The sequence below is a fragment of the Undibacterium sp. MH2W genome, assembly GCF_049340215.1.
Taxonomy (GTDB): Bacteria; Pseudomonadota; Gammaproteobacteria; order Burkholderiales; family Burkholderiaceae_D; genus Undibacterium.
On the sequence record NZ_JBMPPA010000001.1, the window covers coordinates 73,529 to 90,311 of the forward strand.

Sequence of the window (16,783 nt, forward strand, 5' to 3'; positions counted from 1 at the left end):
ACTGCTCTCCGATTATTCGTTGGTACATCCAAGTACTTCTTCTAGGCTGGTTAAGCCTTGCTTTACTTTCATCAGGCCGGACTGACGTAGATTTCTGACGCCATCGCGTTGTGCCTGTTCCTCAATTTCCATGGCACTACCACTCGCCAAAATGATGCGTTCGATCGCGTTGGTGATCGGCATGAGCTGATAAATACCGACACGACCTTTGTAGCCACTGCCACTGCAACGTTCGCAACCGACAGGTTCATATGGTTTCCAAGTACCGTCGAGTTCTTCTTCTTTAAAACCTGCCTGCAGCAGCACTTCATCGAGAATTTCTGTCGGACGCTTGCAAGTACACAAGCGACGAGCAAGGCGCTGCGCGGTAATTAAAATCACCGAAGAGGCGATATTAAACGGCAGGACACCCATGTTCATTAAGCGTGTCAATGTCGATGGCGCGTCGTTGGTATGCAAAGTGGAGAACACCATGTGACCCGTTTGCGCTGCTTTAATTGCAATATCAGCTGTTTCCAAGTCACGAATCTCACCCACCATAATCACGTCCGGATCCTGACGCAAGAAGGATTTCAGTGCAGCAGCAAAGGTGAGACCGGCTTTGTCATTGACGTTGACCTGATTGACGCCAGGTAAGTTAATCTCGGCTGGATCTTCCGCCGTAGAAATATTGATCCCAGGCTTATTAATGACATTGAGACAGGTGTAGAGCGATACGGTTTTACCGGAACCGGTCGGTCCCGTCACGAGCACCATGCCGTAAGGTCGTTGAATGGCGTTGAGCAGGATTTCTTTCTGATCAGGGTCATAGCCCAGCGCATCAATCCCCATTTGTGCCTGCGATCCATCAAGAATACGCATAACGATTTTTTCGCCGAACAAGGTCGGGAGCGTACTGACGCGGAAATCGATGGATTTTTTCGCGTTCAGATGCAACTTCATGCGACCATCTTGAGGAATACGCTTCTCTGAGATGTCCAGCTTAGAAATCACTTTAATCCGCGAGGACAGCTTGTCTTTGATCGCCAAAGGAGGCTGGGCGATCTCACGTAGTTCACCGTCAATCCGGAAACGGATACGATAGAATTTTTCAAATGGCTCAAAATGCAAGTCGGAGGCGCCCATGTTGATTGCATCAATCAGCATTTTTTGCAAAAATTTGACGATCGGGGCATCGTCGACTTCGTTGGCTTGTGCATCTGCCGCAGCCTGTCCGGCTTCATCTTCTTTGAATTCAAACTCAAAATCATCGCCAGCCAGATCGGAAAGGCTTTGTTCTGACGTCTTGCTGATTTTTTCGAGCAGTTTTGTCAGAACGTCATATTGCACCATCACCAACTCAATCGCCAGATTCGTTTGGAATTTGACTTGGTCAAAAGCAGAATTGTTGGTCGGATCTGCGACGGCGAGTGTGAGTTTGTTGCCTTTCTTCGCAATCGGGACCATGCGCTGCGTCTGCATGAGTTTTTGGTCGACGAGCTTTTCTGGCAGGATGCTCTCATCAATCGCCGATAGATCCAATAATGGATAGCCAAATGTTTCAGAACAAAAACTCGCGAGGTCGCGCGCATTGATCATTTGACTCTGCAGGAGGCTATCAATAAAAGTAAGCTTTTCTGCTTGGGCTTTTTTGGATAGGGTGTCAATTTGCGTCGCATTGAGCAAATTACCTTGCATCAGGGCGCGGGCTAGTCCAGAGGTCAAAACGGGTGTTGCAGAAGATGGTGGGGCTGCTGACATAGTGACTCTAAGTGAAGGTTGCCAAAACAATCGTTGCTTCGCGATAATGCAACTGATAGGGGCGTTTGTAAAGATTTCCAACTTTTTTTTACATGTTGACTCAGTTTACATAAAAAAAATGTTGTCTTTACTGCCTGATCCGCCTGTTTTTTTTTGCGTTCCACGAGTGGCGAAAGCATTCGTTCCTGCCATCAGGCAAGAGCCGCGCACGGAGTTCGTGCATGAGACAAGAATACCCGATCAGGGAAAATGCTGCTTCCGGCGCATGCAACGTGCAGCCGGAAGTAAATAGAGTAGATCGTAACGCGGATCTTAGTGATTGCGATGTACCGCAAAGTGGCTCAACGCCAGCAACGCGGTTTTATACGTGGATTCTGGCAGAGATTGGATCGCTGCCGAGGCGCGATCAGCAGCAAGTACGGCTTGTTGCGTTGTGTAATCAAGTGCACCAGACTGTGTGATCGCTGAGAGAATCGCGTCAAACTGCGACTCGTCGCCTTGTTCGATGCAGAGGCGAACTAATTCTTTTTCAGCGTCGGAGCCGTGTTTCATCAGGTAAATGAGCGGCAGCGTTGGTTTGCCTTCGCGCAAATCATCACCGACATTTTTGCCAATATCAACGGCATTACCGGAGTAATCGAGTACATCGTCGATCAGTTGGAATGCTGTACCAATACAGCGACCGTATTCGCCAGCCGCATTCACTTGCTCGTCATTGGCACCAGCGATTAAGGCGCCGATCTCAGCGGCCGCCTCAAACAATTTGGCTGTTTTGGAACGGATCACTTGTAAGTAACGCTCTTCCGTGACATCCGGATCATGCATATTCAGTAACTGCAAGACTTCGCCTTCAGCAATCACATTGGTTGCATCTGCCAAAATTTGCATTACGCGCATGCTGTTGATCGATACCATCATCTGGAATGCACGGGAGTACAGGAAGTCGCCCACCAATACAGAAGCCGCGTTACCAAACAACGCGTTGGCCGTTTGACGACCACGGCGCAGGGAGGATTCATCCACCACATCGTCATGGAGTAATGTTGCTGTGTGAATAAACTCAACAATTGCCGCTAATTCATGATGATGCTTGCCCTGATAGCCATACGCGTTAGCCACCAGCAATACTAAAACCGGACGAATACGCTTACCCCCAGCATTGATGATGTATTCAGCAATCTGGTTAACGAGGGCGACGTCAGAGTGAAGTTGTTGGCGAATAACTTGGTTAACCGCCGACATGTCTGTGGCAATCACGTCGGTAATGGGGTTTTGTTGTACGGTGGCAGACAAGGGGTAATCCTGCTATTTAATCCAAGACGCCGAGATTATACGATGTTGTGATCAAATTTGCTCTTCTTACGAGGGCTAAAAAGCAGGAGTTTTCATGCTTTAACTCAAGATGAGGTAATTTTTACACAAGAGCGTGGTAAGAGTGCGCATTTTCCTGCTGAAAAAATATGCAAATTGTTTTTGACGGTAGGCTTAAGTCTATGTATAATTTGGGGTTTTCCCGAATTCCTAAGCAAGTCATAGCGACGCGGGGAGAAAATCCTTTTATTTATTCGATGAGGTTTCACATGTACGCGGTCATAAAAACCGGCGGCAAACAATATAAAGTTGTCGCTGGTGAAAAACTTAAAGTAGAACAGATACCTGCAGACATTGGCTCCGAATTCACCATTGATCAAGTGCTCGCTATGGGTGCTGGAGAAACCATCAAGTTTGGTACTCCATTGGTTGCAGGTGCGTCGGTGCTGGTTAAGGTAGTAGATCACGGTCGTCACGACAAAGTGCGCATTTTCAAAATGCGTCGTCGTAAGCATTACCAGAAGCGTCAAGGCCACCGCCAAAACTTTACTGAACTGCAAATCGTATCTATCAACGGCTAATCGTAAGATTAACTGTTTATTACCAGTATCCAAGGAGCTATTAAATGGCACACAAAAAAGGCGGCGGCACCACGCGCAACGGCCGTGACTCAGAGTCAAAACGCTTAGGCGTTAAAGTTTACGGCGGCCAAGCAATCAATGCTGGCGGTATCATCATTCGTCAACGTGGTACACGTGTACACGCTGGTGAAAACGTTGGTATGGGCAAAGACCACACTTTATTCGCGTTGATCGACGGTAAAGTACAATTCGCAGTTAAAGGTGCTAACAAGCATCAATACGCGATTGTTGTTGCAGCGTAAGTTTTGAAGTAATTCAAAACCAGGCGCAAGCCACGACGACAAAAGGCTCTGCCATTGGTAGAGCCTTTTTAGTTTCGAGAGATCCTGTATAAATCGGTTGCTCTCCCATTTTGCACGCGAGCGCGTACAGACAATTAAAACTTTGCATTTGCTGTTGCCTGACTAAAATATCTTTTTCAGGTGGTGTTTGCACTTGTTGTTTTGATCAGACAATGGAATCCCCTTTCGGTTGCAACGATTTATACAAGCTTTTTTAGGTGCTTAAAAATGAAATTTATTGACGAAGCCAGAATTGAAGTCATCGCCGGTGATGGCGGTAATGGTGTTGCCTCATTCTGCCGGGAAAAATTCCGTCCGTTCGGTGGGCCTGATGGTGGTGATGGTGGTCGTGGCGGTAGTATCTGGGCTGTTGCGGATCGTAATATCAACACCTTGGTTGATTATCGCTACTCTAAGTTGCACAAAGCCAAAGACGGCGAAAATGGTCGCGGTGCGGATTGCTATGGCAAGGGGGCGGAAGACATTTTCCTGCGTATGCCTGTCGGGACTCTGATTGCTGACCGCAATACCGACGAAGTCATCGCTGACTTGACTGAGCATGGCCAACAAGTCGAACTCGTTAAAGGTGGTGAGGGCGGTTGGGGTAATATCCACTTTAAAACATCGACCAACCGTGCGCCACGTCAGCGTACAGAGGGTAAAGAAGGCGAACGCCGTGAGTTGCGCCTTGAATTGAAAGTATTGGCGGACGTTGGTCTGTTGGGCTTGCCGAATGCTGGTAAATCAACGTTTATTACCGCGGTGTCTAATGCTCGTCCTAAGATTGCGGACTATCCTTTCACGACCTTGCATCCTAACCTGGGTATGGTCCGCGTGAGCCACGAAAAGAGCTTCGTCATTGCTGATATTCCTGGTCTGATTGAAGGCGCTGCGGACGGCGTGGGCTTGGGTGTGCAATTCTTGAAGCATTTGCAACGTACGGGTTTGTTGTTGCACATTGTTGATTTGGCACCGTTTGATGACAATGTCGATCCAGTGAAGGATGCCAAAGCACTGATCAAAGAGTTACGAAAATACGACGAAAGTTTGTATGAAAAGCCACGGTGGTTGGTTCTCAATAAGCTTGACGTATTAAGCGAAGAAGAGCGTAAGAAAAAGGTCAAAGACTTTGTGAAGCGTTTCGGCTGGAAAGGTCCTGTATTTGAGATTTCTGCGTTGAACCGCGAAGGGTGTGAAGACCTCGTCATGGCGATCTACAAAGATATCGAAGAAAAACGGACACAGGAACAACGTTCCCAAGAGACGCAAATGAAAGAAGAAGCGCAGGGGATCTTGTCGATTGATCCAGATGATCCACGCTTCAAAGTGTGGGAAGAATAATCGATTTCTCTCTACGCCGACGCTTCGTGTCGGTTGAAATCGCAAAAAACCTGGTGACAACATCATCAGGTTTTTTTTCGTCTGTATGCTTGTCCGCTATTTCCTTTGAGGTCCGATCAGATGCATCCCAAAAATAGCATTAAAGAAATTATTCGATATATTCAGACATGAAAATATCAGATATCTAAATTAAATTTAGAATATTCATCGAGTATCAACATAAAGTATAATTTAAAGCTTTCCTGCCTCTCTCAAGGTTTCATTGTTACTATGCATTCTGTCATTCACCAAGCCAAGCGGCTGATAATCAAAGTAGGTTCGTCGCTGGTTACCAATGATGGTAAGGGCCTCGATAGCACCGCCATTCAAAAATGGGCAGCGCAAATTGCAGCCTTACGTGCGATGGGCAAAGAAGTGGTGTTGGTCAGCTCTGGGGCGATCGCTGAAGGTCGTCAACGTCTTGGCTTTGAAAAACGCCCAACCGGCATTCATGAATTGCAGGCCTGCGCAGCAGTCGGGCAGATGGGTTTGGCGCAGATTTACGAAACCAGTTTCCGTGCACATGGTCTCGGTACTGCGCAAATTTTGCTCACCCACGCGGATTTGGCTGATCGTGAGCGTTATCTCAACGCGCGCTCAACTTTATTCACCTTGCTGCGTTTTGGTATCGTCCCCATCATTAATGAAAACGACACCGTTGTGACGGACGAGATTAAGTTTGGTGATAACGACACCTTGGGCGCGCTGGTAGCGAACTTAATCGAAGCGGATGCCCTTATTATTTTGACCGATCAGCGTGGCTTGTATACTGCCGATCCACGTAAAAATCCCGATGCCCAATTTGTCCATGAGGCCAAAGCGGGCGACCTGGCATTGGAAGCCATGGCTGGCGGTGCAGGCTCCAGCGTTGGCAGTGGCGGCATGCTGACAAAGATCTTGGCAGCGAAACGCGGTGCCAAATCCGGAGCGCACACCGTGATCGCTTGGGGGCGTGAAGAGAATGTATTGGTGCGGCTTGCAGAAGGTGAGGCGATCGGTACCCAATTGATCTCTGACATGGCACCACTCGCGGCGCGTAAACAATGGATGGCCGATCATTTGCAAACGGTTGGTCAAATTACCCTAGATGCCGGTGCCGTTCAAAAACTGACCATGGAAGGTAAATCACTGCTACCGATAGGTGTTCTTGATGTTTCTGGAGAGTTCGGGCGTGGTGAATTGGTGACCTGTGTTGATGAGGCGGGGCGTGCTGTGGCGCGTGGCTTGTCGAATTACGGTAGTGCTGACGCTCGGAAAATCAAACGTAAGCCATCGGCTGAGATTGCGGCGATCTTAGGCTTTGTGGAAGAGCCAGAATTAATTCACCGAGATAATTTGGTGATTATTTAAAACGAGCAAGGTCATCGCCATTCTTGCTGATTGGACTGTAGCCAAAACGAAAAAAAGGGAGCAATGTGATTGCTCCCTTTTTCTATGGGCGACTACAGTGGCGCTTTTTTTAATGTGCGTAATCCTGTGAGGTCACTTTACCTTGCAGACGGTTGATCAGGTAAGGAACTTTGCCAGCGACCGTCGTACCATCACACAAGAATTCCGAGTAAAGGGTGAAATGCTGCTTGTTGACGCCGGTACTTGCTATTCTGTCCCATTCGTTACGGCGTGAGCGCGACCATGTGCCATCACTACGACCGAACGCATAGAGTTTATGCTCAAAGGTTTCGCAGCGGATTGCCTCGTAGCTGACGTTTTTAGCGCCGGTCGTACTGCTCGACACCAAGGTATAGCGCACCGTACCGTCACCCGCTGTACTCAAGGATGCCTTATCGATGGCGAAGGAGAGATTGCTACTTTTATAAAAAATAATCAAATCTTCGGGTTTTGGGGCAGGTGGAAGAACGACAGCCGCTTCCGACCATTCTTTATCCGCATCGTCCGCTGGCGCGCCAGTCTGGGTGGCTTGACCCGCTTGGCAAAGGGCCGAGCCAGTCAGCAAGGCTGCGCCAAGCCACAACGAGCGATGGCGCCATTGCTTAGCGGCGTTGAGAGAGAGTTGTGTTAAATAATGCATACCTTACTTGTGTTCTTCCTGTTCAATTTTGGGTTGTTCGGGGCTTTTTTCGACCGACTTACCCGAATGACGCGGCGAACGGTGGCGTGCATTGCCCGTGTTGTCATTGCGATGAATGTAGCGGGAGAGCTCCTGTAAGGCAAGCTGATAAACCCCACGCTTGAACTCAATGACCACATCTAATGGCACCCAGTATTCATGCCAGCGCCACGCATCAAATTCGGGATGATTACTGGCGCGTAGGTTGACATCGCAATCACGTCCTATCATCCGTAGCAAAAACCAGATTTGCTTCTGACCACGGTAATGCCCACGAATTTCACGTTTAATAAAATGATCTGGAACTTCATAACGGAGCCAGTCACGGGTGCGGCCAATAATTTTGACATGCTCCGGCAACAGACCTGTTTCTTCTTCCAGCTCTCGAAACATCGCCTGCTCAGGAGATTCGCCATATTTAATCCCGCCTTGTGGAAATTGCCACGAATGCTCGCGCACACGTTTCCCCCACCAGACCTGATTGTTGGCGTTTAGCAAAATTATGCCAACGTTTGGGCGAAAGCCTTCACGATCAAGCATAGTTAACCTCAACACTTTCTGTGGCTATATGGCGTGTCTATGCAATTGAAGTTGTTGTAAAACGCTGTTACGTCAAAAAGTGAGCCCAATTTTCAGCGGGCAGCAGCCAGTCTGGCGAACAAAACGCAGTTTCCTTCATCAAATATGCAAAGAGTGGGCGCATTAGCCAGCTAATCCTTTAAAATTGAGTTGATTATAACCTTCCATTTAAAAAGAATCACTGTCATGCGAGCTACTCGATTTTTTATTTCTACACTTAAAGAAGCCCCTGCCGATGCGGAAGTCGTCAGCCACAAACTGATGATGCGCGCTGGGATGATTAAACGTCTCGGTTCGGGTATCTACAATTACATGCCGATGGGCTTACGCGTGATCCGGAAAGTGGAAAATATTATCCGCGAAGAAATGAACCGCGCCGGCGCAATTGAAATGCTGATGCCTGTCGTTCAGCCTGCTGAACTATGGCAAGAGACAGGCCGCTGGGACAAAATGGGCCCAGAATTGATGCGCGTGAAAGACCGCCATGGCCGCGATTTTATTATTCAGCCAACATCCGAAGAAGCGATTACCGATGTTGTTCGCTCTGATATTCGCTCTTATCGCCAGTTGCCGGTCAATTTTTACCACATTCAGACTAAATTCCGCGATGAGCGTCGTCCTCGCTTTGGTTTGATGCGTGGTCGCGAGTTCACGATGAAGGATGCGTATTCCTTTGACCGTAATGTGGAAGGTCTGAAACAGTCGTATCAGATCATGTTTGATGCCTACACGCGGATTTTCCAGCGTTTTGGTTTGCAATTCCGTGCCGTGGCTGCGGATAACGGTGCCATTGGTGGTTCTGGCTCGCATGAGTTCCACGTCATCGCCGAGACCGGTGAAGATGCGTTGGTATATTGCCCAACCTCCGATTACGCCGCCAATATGGAGGCCGCTGAAGCACTGCCACTGAGCGCATCGCGTCCAGCAGCAACGGCTGCATTAACCAAAACAGCCACGCCAGGCAAAGCAAAATGTGAAGATGTTGCAGCGTTGCTGAACATCCCCCTGCAAAACACCGTTAAATCCATCGTTCTGACCGTCGAGGACGAAGAAAAAGGCGAAGCAGGTAAACAAGTCTGGCTGCTGCTCTTGCGTGGCGACCACGAGTTAAATGAGGTCAAAACCGCCAAGGTGCCTGGTTTAGCGAATCACCGTATGGCAACAGAAGCAGAAATCATCGAATGGTTTGGTACGAAACCAGGCTATCTCGGACCCATCAACACGAAAAAGCCCGTCCATATTGTTGCTGATCGTACCGTCGCGAATATGGCTGATTTTGTGGTGGGCGCGAATGAAGCTGATTTCCACTTTACTGGCGCAAACTGGGTGCGCGATATTCCTGAAGGACTCGTTGCCGATTTACGTAATGTGGTTGATGGTGATCCTTCACCCGACGGCAAAGGTGTGTTGGCGATTCAGCGCGGTATCGAAGTCGGCCATGTATTCCAGTTGGGAACCCGTTATTCACAAGACATGAAAGCCACTTTCTTGGATGAAAATGGCAAACCACAGCTCTTGCAGATGGGATGCTATGGCATTGGGGTCACACGTATTCTGGGTGCCGCGATCGAACAAAACTTCGATGACAAGGGCATTATCTGGCCAACATCCATCGCACCGTTCGAAGTTGTGATTTGTCCAATGGGGATGGATCGTAGCGAAGCGGTGAAAACAGAGACAGAAAAACTCTACCAAGACTTGTTAGCAGCAGGCGTTGATGTGATTCTGGATGACCGCGGTGAGCGTCCAGGCGCGATGTTCGCTGATTGGGAATTGATTGGTGTACCGCACCGTATCGTCATTGGTGATCGTGGTCTGAAAGATGGCAAGTTGGAGTATGTTGGCCGTCGCGATGCTGAAGCGACAATCGTTCCGGTCGAAGAGATGCTGGCGTTTGTAAAGGCAAAACTGGCACCCGCTGCCTAAGTTTCGCCTGATAGCGGTGCTACGTTGCCCTGCGTCGTGTAGAGCGACCAGTGAAGAGCAGGGTAGCGCCGCTGCCAGAAAACGCATTCCTCTTATTGAGAAACAAGCCAAAGTGAAGTTGATTCCTGTTCGTTTTATTTGCCTTTTGAGTAGCATCGTCCTGCTTTCGTTGGGCGGTGCACACCAGGCACTCGCTGGTAATCAAAAAGAAGAAGCAATGGCTGATTCGGTGCGTCTGGCGCTGTCCAAAGCCGTATCTGATCCCAGCCCACCCAAACCCAGTTTTAAGACCATTGACGAGCGCATTAAGTATCTAGACTGGCTCGGTGAGATGTCGACGAGGTTAAAACGCCGTATTCCCGATTATCAAACCCGTATCGAACTCCTCGAGACCGTATGGTATGAGTCCAAACGTGCCGGCCTTGATCCAGCGATGGTCATGGGGCTGATGCAGGTGGAATCCGCCTTCCGAAAATATGCGACATCGGTGGTAGGGGCGCGTGGTTACATGCAAGTCATGCCGTTCTGGTCGAGAACGGTTGGCGATGGGAATGCCAAGATGCTGTTTAAAATGCAAACCAATTTGCGCTATGGCTGTTCCATTTTGCGAATGTATATCGACATGGAGAAGGGCGATCTCTTCTTAGCCTTGGGTCGTTATAACGGTAGTCGCGGCAAACCTGAGTATCCTAACGCGGTATTGGCGAATTGGAAGAATTGGGAATATAAGAAGTAATCGTCCCTGTAGGAACAACATACAAAAATGCCCGCGCGATGCGGGCATTTTTGTTTGGGATGGGACACGACCTGCTTCCCTTTAAGTCTCCCAAAGCAACTTTAGTTCACTGGTACTGAAAAATCAGGACAGGTGACCAGAAATGAGTTTTGTCATTTCAAACATGGATACTTGCTTTTTGCCGCCGAAAACAGCTTTCAGTTTGTCATCCGCGTTGATGTTGCGTTTGTTTTCTGCGTCTTGCAGATTATGTTTCTTGATGTATTCCCATACTTTTTTAGTGACTTCAGTACGTGGAATTGCTGCTGCGCCGATGACCGCTGCCAAAGTTGGAGAGATTGTCATTGGTTTCATGAACGCGGCATTTGGCTTACGTGCTGCTGGTTTAGCGGCTGCTTTTGTTGCTGCTGGTTTCGCTGCTGCTGCTTTTTTAGGCGCTGCGGCTGCTTTAGCTGCTACAGGCTTTTTTGCCGCTGCTGCTGGTTTTGCTGCTGTTTTAGCTGCTGGTTTTTTTGGTGCTGTTGCCATAAATAGCCTCCTTCACAAATTTCGTGGACGGAGCTTTGATCATTGTTGAAAAGCTCCTGCATTGCGTCACTTTACGCATTGCTAATAGTGGTGGGCTTTTTACGGTGATGCAAGTGTTTTTTGTGGGTTTTTGACGAAAATAGGCGAGAAATGAAGCTTCGTTGGATTTAAGTGCAAAAAAAAGCCGCATCAGCGGGATTTTCCCTCTGATACGGCAATTTTTTGCGCGACATTTTACCCAGAGAAAATCAGCGTTTTCCGGGCATCATTCCCTTCATGCTGCGCAACATTTTCATCATGCCGCCGCCGCGCAGTTTCTTCATCATGCTTTGCATTTGTTCGAACTGGGCAAGCATGCGGTTGACTTCTTGGATCTGTACACCAGCACCCGCTGCGATACGACGTTTGCGTGATGCCTTGATTAATTCAGGCTTGGCGCGCTCCAGTGGTGTCATGGAATTGATCATCCCTTCCATCCGGCGTACTTGTTTTTCAGCCTGATCCATATTGGCACCCGCTGCAGCTTGTTGCATTTGCGCTGGTAACTTATCCATCAAGCCGGACAGTCCACCCATGTTTTTCATCTGCGAAATCTGCATTTTGAAATCATTGAGGTCAAACTTACCGCCATCTTTGAGTTTGACCGCCAAATTTTGGGCTGCTGCAACGTCCATGCCTTTTTGTGCAGACTCGACCAATGCCAAGATATCGCCCATACCAAGAACGCGGTTGGCCATACGGGTTGCATCAAAGGCTTCAAGACCATCGAGCTTTTCAGCGACACCGACAAATTTGATCGGTTTGCCAGTGACATGGCGAACAGACAGGGCTGCACCACCTCGTGAGTCACCATCGAGCTTGGTCAGTACAACGCCGGTTAATGGCAGCGCGTCATTAAAGGCTTTTGCTGTATTGACCGCATCTTGACCCAGCATTGCATCGACAACGAATAAGGTCTCGATGGGCTTGACGGCGGCATGCACAGCAGCGATTTCCTGCATCATGGCTTCGTCGATACCCAAACGACCCGCCGTATCGATGATCAGGACATCATGGTAGTGTTTTTTTGCAAAATCGAGGGCCGCTAAGGCGATGTCGACCGGTTTTTGATCTGCCGTCGATGGGAAAAAGTCGGCGCCAACTTGTTCTGTGACGGTCTGAAGCTGTGCGATCGCGGCTGGGCGATAGACGTCAGCGGAAACAGTTAATACTTTTTTCTTTTTTTGTTCGCGTAAAAACTTAGCAAGTTTACCAACGGTTGTGGTTTTACCCGCCCCCTGCAAACCTGCCATCAGAATAATCGCGGGTGGCTGACACGCAAAACTGAGTTGGGAGGCTTCTTCACCAAGATCAGCCCCCATCAATGCAGCGAGCTCTTTCTGCACCACACCGACCAGTGCCTGACCCGGCGTCAGAGAGGAAATGACTTCTTCTCCGAGGGCTTTTTCTTTGACACGGGCGATCAGATCACGGACAGCAGGCAGGGCAACGTCGGCTTCGAGGAGTGCCATACGCACTTCGCGCAACATTTCTGCGGTATTCGATTCAGTCAGACGAGCTTCGCCGCGCATGGTCTTGACGACTTTGGCGAGGCGTTGGGTTAGGTTATCAAGCATAGCGAAAAATAGATTTTCTTTTAAAAATAGACATGATTGCATCTGCCTAACGCCTACCCAACCGGGGCGCATTCGTTAAGCTGCAAATGAATTTGGCATTTTACCCGATCATGGCCTATTGCCGTCGCAAATCGCACCCCGGAGCGGGTATTTTGGTTACGCCATGTCTGGCACACGACGCATTTCAGCCGAAGTGTCAACTTTGCATAGAGTTCAGCTATCATAGGCAAGCAAACTGTTGGGGAATGAGTAAGAAGAACGTACTATAAGCTCACTCTGCGCCAGTCGCTTTTCTCGCCTTCAGCACGATCGCTGTGCGAAGTTTATTCAGAATACAGGAGACAACTATGTTCAAAAAAATCGTCCTCAGTGCGGTGATGCTCGCTGGCATGACAGCATTAGGCGCTCATGCGCAGGAAACTGTCCGTTTAGGCAACTTAAAGTTCGCCCATTATGGTGCGGTGTCCTACATCAAGGAAATCGCCCCCAAATGTGGCATTAAGGTGGATGAGCGCGTGTTTCCTAAGGGGCTCGATGCGATGCAGGCGGTCATTGCCGGAGAGTTGGATGTCGCTGCGGTTTCTTCTGAGGCTGTAATCTCTGCTCGTGCTAGTGGAACGCCGATTTACCTTGTCGCGGGTTTTGCAAAAGGGGGCGTTCGTTTGGTTGGTCGAAGTGATTTACCAGTCCAGACGGTCAAAGATTTAAAAGGCAAAAAAGTTGGCGTAACGCGTGGCGGGATTCAGGATATTTTGCTTGCTGCTGAATTGGCGCAAAACGGACTTACTTACTCAGATCAGCCAGGTAAGGATGTACAGATTATTTACTTGGGATTTCCTGATTTGAATCAGGCATTACTAGGTAAAAATATCGATGCCATGATGCAGTCTGAACCGTATTCATCGCAAGCGATCAGTAAGGGCTTCGGTAAAGAAATTATTAAACCTTACGACACAGCTATTGGGGAACCAGTCCGCACGATGGTAATGACAGAAAAATTCTACAAAGACCATCGCCCCGTTGCAGAAAAATTTATGCGCTGCTTTGTCGAGGCGACGAAAACATTTATCGACAATAAGGCTCTCGCTGAAAAATATGTGCGTGACAATATGTTCAAAGGCCAAGTGAGTCACGAAGATTTTGTGAATGCGATCGAGAATTCGCCTTACACCTACGATATCACTGCCGAACATATTCAGATCACGACGGATCTGATGCAGAAGTATGGCGTGGGTCGGATGGCGAAACCACCGGTAGCGAAAGAGTGGGTGAAGACAGATTTGTTGGATCAGGCAAAAAAGAGTCTCAATATTCCGTAAGGCAGAGCATGTAACGCATTGATCTCGTTGGCGTTGCATACCGGATGGACAATAACAGGAAGTGCTTATGACATTAAAGTGGCGTGAAATCGGTGCTGGGCTCGTGGTGCCTGTGATCTTGATTGCCATTTGGCAGGCAGTGACAGCGATGGAGTGGGTAAATCCCCAGGTATTACCATCGCCGCTCGCTGTGCTGAAAAAATGGCTGGAATATGCGTCACCCATGACGCCTTATGATCCTTCTGCCGAAAGTTGGCTCTCATGGGTGTTCTCAGGGGAGTTGTTGCGTGACACCATAGGGACGATGTACCGCGTCGTGATTGGCTTTCTTGTCGGCGCAGGTCTGGCATTACCTTTGGGTTTATTGATGGGATCCAGTGCGCGTATCTACACTTGGTTTAATCCATTGTTGCAAGTCTTGCGACCTATCCCACCGATTGCTTATATTCCTTTATCGATTTTATGGTTTGGCTTAGGCAATCCACCTGCCATTTTTTTGATTTCGATCGGTGCATTTTTCCCAGTGCTGATGAACACCATTGCTGGCGTTCATCACGTGGATAGTATCTATATCCGTGCCGCCCGTAATTTGGGGGCAAGTCAGACCACGATGTTTATTCGGGTTATTTTGCCCGCAGCGGTGCCGTACATTTTGTCGGGCGTCCGGATTGGTATCGGAACGGCTTTTATCGTCGTGATTGTGTCCGAAATGATTGCCGTTAATAACGGTCTGGGCTTCCGGATTCTGGAGGCGCGTGAGTATTTTTGGTCTGACAAGATTATTGCCGGCATGCTGAGCATTGGCGTACTCGGACTAGCGATTGATGTGGCAATGAATAAGCTCAATAAACATTTATTGCGCTGGCACCGTGGATTGGAAAATTAGAATGATGAGTACGATGTCTGCACAAATTCAGATCAGTGGTGTGAATAAACTTTTTGCCACTGCCGATAAGGAAATCGTTGCTTTACGTGATATCCATCTGACGATTCCAGAGGGGCAATTTGTTTGTCTGCTGGGACCATCGGGTTGTGGTAAATCGACACTCTTAAACGCGATCGCAGGATTCGCTCTTCCCACCAGCGGTTCAATTATTGCCAATGGCGACGAAGTCAAAGCACCTGGTCCTGATAGGGGCATGGTGTTTCAGGAATACGCGTTGTTTCCGTGGATGACTGTCGAGAAAAACATTGCTTTTGGTCTTGAAATCAAAGGCATGAATTCAACGGAGATTGAGCAACGCGTGAGTCATCTTTTACAGATGCTCGGACTTTCCGATTTCAGGCAACGCTACCCGAAAGATTTATCCGGTGGCATGCGTCAGCGGGTCGCGATTGCACGGGTATTGGCGCTGGACTCACCGATCATGCTCATGGACGAACCCTTTGGGGCGTTAGACGCTTTAACGCGGCGTAATTTACAGGATGAACTTCTGCGCATCTGGTCAGAACTGAAAAAAACAATCATTTTTGTGACGCACAGTATTGAAGAGGCCATTTATCTGGCCGATCGAGTGGTTGTGATGACGTACCGTCCCGGAACGATCAAAAAGGACCTCATGATTGATTTGCCGCGCTTGCGTGACCCATCGACGGCAGAATTTAATGCATTGAAGCGCGAGTTGAGTTTGTTAGTCATGGAGGAGCAACAGCGACATCACCACCATGAAATGATGTTGGGGGCCGTTGATTAACGATTTCTAACAAAAAAAGTGTTGTGAAAAAGCGGATGAGATCTGCATAGATAACTGTTTTTGTAGATACATGCCCCAGTATCTATTTCTGAGCACCGTTTTACAGTCGTATAAGGCTCATTTTTGCAGGTGAGATGGGGAGTATGTATGCATATCGACGCTTGTTATTTTGTGTTACAAGTGAGGGTTGTTGATGAAATAAGTAGCAACCACAAAGAACGCGATTTGAGTTACAGTTGAGAAATACCTATTCTCCATCCGCGTTGGGGTAAAGCATTGACATATCCTATCCTGACACCATCGCCGAGCTCGTTATCCAATATGTAAGAAATGACGGATGAAGAGCGGGAGATGAGTACTGGATCGTCTGTTATTTGAAATTTTGTGTCCGTATTGCACGCGACTTTGACGAAAATCATTCAAAAAAATTCGCCTATATCGGATTTCACGTCTAATATGAAGTAGTAGGAAAAGATTGAGGAGTTTGTGATGGACGTTGGCACGCTTGCTCTTTCCGGGCAAACAACGGTTTCTTTACCATTCGTGTCTGTACAAAACGGTACGGACGGGAGCTCGGTCGTCGGTACCGCTGCTGTGCCCGCGTCAATTGCTCAATCGCAGGGTGGTGTCGTGTCTGTGAATGCCCCCAATAATGGCTCCAATAACACCTCATATGCGAGTTCCACCAGCGCATCATCGCCGTCCGAATCGGCGTCTTTACAAAAATCCGCTGCTTCTTTGAATCAGAGTTCTCAGCCCCAGTTTGGTAGCCTTGAATTTTCTGTTGATCAAGAATCCAACAAAATGGTTTTGAAAGTTGTCGATCAAGAAACTAAACAAGTCTTGCTCCAAATCCCATCGAAAGAAGCCCTCATTCTTTCAGAAACAATTGGCAATGGTGGTAGCGGTAGTCTGATCCACGAGTCGGCTTAAGGCACACACTACACTACACGGCACCACGCGG

Annotated in this window: 16 protein-coding genes; 10 read left to right on the forward strand and 6 right to left on the reverse strand. The window is 48.4% G+C overall.

What is annotated here, in order from left to right; all coding sequences use genetic code 11:
• Positions 1 to 12: 12 nt before the first annotated feature.
• Both pilB and ispB read right to left on the reverse strand, forming a co-directional pair.
• A complete protein-coding gene (gene pilB / locus ACO0K2_RS00350; protein WP_423014587.1) occupies positions 13 to 1,740 on the reverse strand; it encodes a type IV-A pilus assembly ATPase PilB in 1,728 nt (575 codons plus the stop codon).
• Positions 1,741 to 2,052: 312 nt separating this feature from the next.
• Positions 2,053 to 3,033, reverse strand: coding sequence for an octaprenyl diphosphate synthase (gene ispB, locus ACO0K2_RS00355; RefSeq protein WP_423014589.1), 981 nt, complete (start codon positions 3,031 to 3,033; stop codon positions 2,053 to 2,055).
• A 287-nt stretch (positions 3,034 to 3,320) separates the two neighbouring features.
• Here ispB and rplU point away from each other — a divergent pair, with 287 nt between their 5' ends.
• The 4 genes from rplU (at position 3,321) to proB (ending at position 6,703) form a co-directional block, all read left to right on the forward strand.
• Positions 3,321 to 3,632: a 50S ribosomal protein L21 gene (gene rplU / locus ACO0K2_RS00360; protein WP_423016107.1), complete on the forward strand. Its 312-nt coding sequence runs from the start codon at positions 3,321 to 3,323 to the stop codon at positions 3,630 to 3,632.
• A 44-nt stretch (positions 3,633 to 3,676) separates the two neighbouring features.
• Positions 3,677 to 3,934 (forward strand): 50S ribosomal protein L27, encoded by a 258-nt coding sequence (gene rpmA / locus ACO0K2_RS00365; RefSeq protein ID WP_423014591.1) that lies wholly within the window; start codon positions 3,677 to 3,679, stop codon positions 3,932 to 3,934.
• A gap of 267 nt (positions 3,935 to 4,201) precedes the next feature.
• On the forward strand, positions 4,202 to 5,314 hold the full coding sequence (gene obgE, locus ACO0K2_RS00370) for a GTPase ObgE (protein ID WP_423014593.1): 1,113 nt from the start codon (positions 4,202 to 4,204) through the stop codon (positions 5,312 to 5,314).
• 270 nt (positions 5,315 to 5,584) lie between these two features.
• Positions 5,585 to 6,703 (forward strand): glutamate 5-kinase, encoded by a 1,119-nt coding sequence (gene proB, locus ACO0K2_RS00375; protein WP_423014595.1) that lies wholly within the window; start codon positions 5,585 to 5,587, stop codon positions 6,701 to 6,703.
• A 109-nt stretch (positions 6,704 to 6,812) separates the two neighbouring features.
• On the opposite strand, the gene ACO0K2_RS00380 is transcribed toward proB, so the two are convergent.
• Both ACO0K2_RS00380 and ACO0K2_RS00385 read right to left on the reverse strand, forming a co-directional pair.
• A complete protein-coding gene (locus ACO0K2_RS00380; protein WP_423014597.1) occupies positions 6,813 to 7,382 on the reverse strand; it encodes a CNP1-like family protein in 570 nt (189 codons plus the stop codon).
• Between the two features lie 3 nt (positions 7,383 to 7,385).
• Positions 7,386 to 7,961 (reverse strand): RNA pyrophosphohydrolase, encoded by a 576-nt coding sequence (locus ACO0K2_RS00385; protein WP_423014599.1) that lies wholly within the window; start codon positions 7,959 to 7,961, stop codon positions 7,386 to 7,388.
• Between the two features lie 225 nt (positions 7,962 to 8,186).
• On the opposite strand from ACO0K2_RS00385, the gene ACO0K2_RS00390 reads away from it, so the two are divergent.
• Together ACO0K2_RS00390 and ACO0K2_RS00395 are read left to right on the forward strand one after the other, a co-directional pair.
• Positions 8,187 to 9,926: a proline--tRNA ligase gene (locus ACO0K2_RS00390; protein ID WP_423014601.1), complete on the forward strand. Its 1,740-nt coding sequence runs from the start codon at positions 8,187 to 8,189 to the stop codon at positions 9,924 to 9,926.
• A gap of 136 nt (positions 9,927 to 10,062) precedes the next feature.
• Complete coding sequence (locus ACO0K2_RS00395; RefSeq protein WP_423016109.1) at positions 10,063 to 10,662, forward strand: lytic transglycosylase domain-containing protein; 600 nt, start codon at positions 10,063 to 10,065, stop codon at positions 10,660 to 10,662.
• Positions 10,663 to 10,785: 123 nt separating this feature from the next.
• Here ACO0K2_RS00395 and ACO0K2_RS00400 read toward each other — a convergent pair whose 3' ends face one another.
• Both ACO0K2_RS00400 and ffh read right to left on the reverse strand, forming a co-directional pair.
• Positions 10,786 to 11,190, reverse strand: a complete 405-nt coding sequence (locus ACO0K2_RS00400; protein WP_423014603.1) for an SWIB/MDM2 domain-containing protein — start codon at positions 11,188 to 11,190, stop codon at positions 10,786 to 10,788.
• Positions 11,191 to 11,438: 248 nt separating this feature from the next.
• The gene (gene ffh / locus ACO0K2_RS00405) at positions 11,439 to 12,806 is read right to left on the reverse strand and encodes a signal recognition particle protein (protein ID WP_423014605.1); all 1,368 of its coding nucleotides are present in this window, start codon (positions 12,804 to 12,806) and stop codon (positions 11,439 to 11,441) included.
• Positions 12,807 to 13,153: 347 nt separating this feature from the next.
• On the opposite strand from ffh, the gene ACO0K2_RS00410 reads away from it, so the two are divergent.
• From ACO0K2_RS00410 to ACO0K2_RS00425, 4 genes are all read left to right on the forward strand, one after another.
• The gene (locus ACO0K2_RS00410) at positions 13,154 to 14,125 is read left to right on the forward strand and encodes an ABC transporter substrate-binding protein (protein ID WP_423014607.1); all 972 of its coding nucleotides are present in this window, start codon (positions 13,154 to 13,156) and stop codon (positions 14,123 to 14,125) included.
• Positions 14,126 to 14,192: 67 nt separating this feature from the next.
• Complete coding sequence (locus ACO0K2_RS00415) at positions 14,193 to 15,011, forward strand: ABC transporter permease (protein WP_423014609.1); 819 nt, start codon at positions 14,193 to 14,195, stop codon at positions 15,009 to 15,011.
• 13 nt (positions 15,012 to 15,024) lie between these two features.
• Positions 15,025 to 15,819 carry an ABC transporter ATP-binding protein gene (locus ACO0K2_RS00420; RefSeq protein WP_423016111.1) on the forward strand — a complete coding sequence of 265 codons (795 nt, stop codon included), beginning with the start codon at positions 15,025 to 15,027 and terminating at the stop codon, positions 15,817 to 15,819.
• A 489-nt stretch (positions 15,820 to 16,308) separates the two neighbouring features.
• Positions 16,309 to 16,752: a flagellar protein FlaG gene (locus ACO0K2_RS00425; RefSeq protein WP_423014611.1), complete on the forward strand. Its 444-nt coding sequence runs from the start codon at positions 16,309 to 16,311 to the stop codon at positions 16,750 to 16,752.
• Positions 16,753 to 16,783 lie beyond the last annotated feature (31 nt).

Excerpts from the sequence above, each read along its gene's own strand:
- ACO0K2_RS00415 (WP_423014609.1), top strand. The coding sequence starts at position 14,193 with ATGACATTAAAGTGGCGTGAAATCGGTGCTGGGCTCGTGGTGCCTGTG.
- ACO0K2_RS00380 (WP_423014597.1), bottom strand. The coding sequence starts at position 7,382 with ATGCATTATTTAACACAACTCTCTCTCAACGCCGCTAAGCAATGGCGC.
- obgE (WP_423014593.1), top strand. The coding sequence starts at position 4,202 with ATGAAATTTATTGACGAAGCCAGAATTGAAGTCATCGCCGGTGATGGC.
- ACO0K2_RS00385 (WP_423014599.1), bottom strand. The coding sequence starts at position 7,961 with ATGCTTGATCGTGAAGGCTTTCGCCCAAACGTTGGCATAATTTTGCTA.
- ACO0K2_RS00425 (WP_423014611.1), top strand. The coding sequence starts at position 16,309 with ATGGACGTTGGCACGCTTGCTCTTTCCGGGCAAACAACGGTTTCTTTA.
- ACO0K2_RS00400 (WP_423014603.1), bottom strand. The coding sequence starts at position 11,190 with ATGGCAACAGCACCAAAAAAACCAGCAGCTAAAACAGCAGCAAAACCA.
- ACO0K2_RS00420 (WP_423016111.1), top strand. The coding sequence starts at position 15,025 with ATGTCTGCACAAATTCAGATCAGTGGTGTGAATAAACTTTTTGCCACT.
- rpmA (WP_423014591.1), top strand. The coding sequence starts at position 3,677 with ATGGCACACAAAAAAGGCGGCGGCACCACGCGCAACGGCCGTGACTCA.
- ACO0K2_RS00390 (WP_423014601.1), top strand. The coding sequence starts at position 8,187 with ATGCGAGCTACTCGATTTTTTATTTCTACACTTAAAGAAGCCCCTGCC.
- rplU (WP_423016107.1), top strand. The coding sequence starts at position 3,321 with ATGTACGCGGTCATAAAAACCGGCGGCAAACAATATAAAGTTGTCGCT.
- ACO0K2_RS00410 (WP_423014607.1), top strand. The coding sequence starts at position 13,154 with ATGTTCAAAAAAATCGTCCTCAGTGCGGTGATGCTCGCTGGCATGACA.
- pilB (WP_423014587.1), bottom strand. The coding sequence starts at position 1,740 with ATGTCAGCAGCCCCACCATCTTCTGCAACACCCGTTTTGACCTCTGGA.
- ffh (WP_423014605.1), bottom strand. The coding sequence starts at position 12,806 with ATGCTTGATAACCTAACCCAACGCCTCGCCAAAGTCGTCAAGACCATG.
- proB (WP_423014595.1), top strand. The coding sequence starts at position 5,585 with ATGCATTCTGTCATTCACCAAGCCAAGCGGCTGATAATCAAAGTAGGT.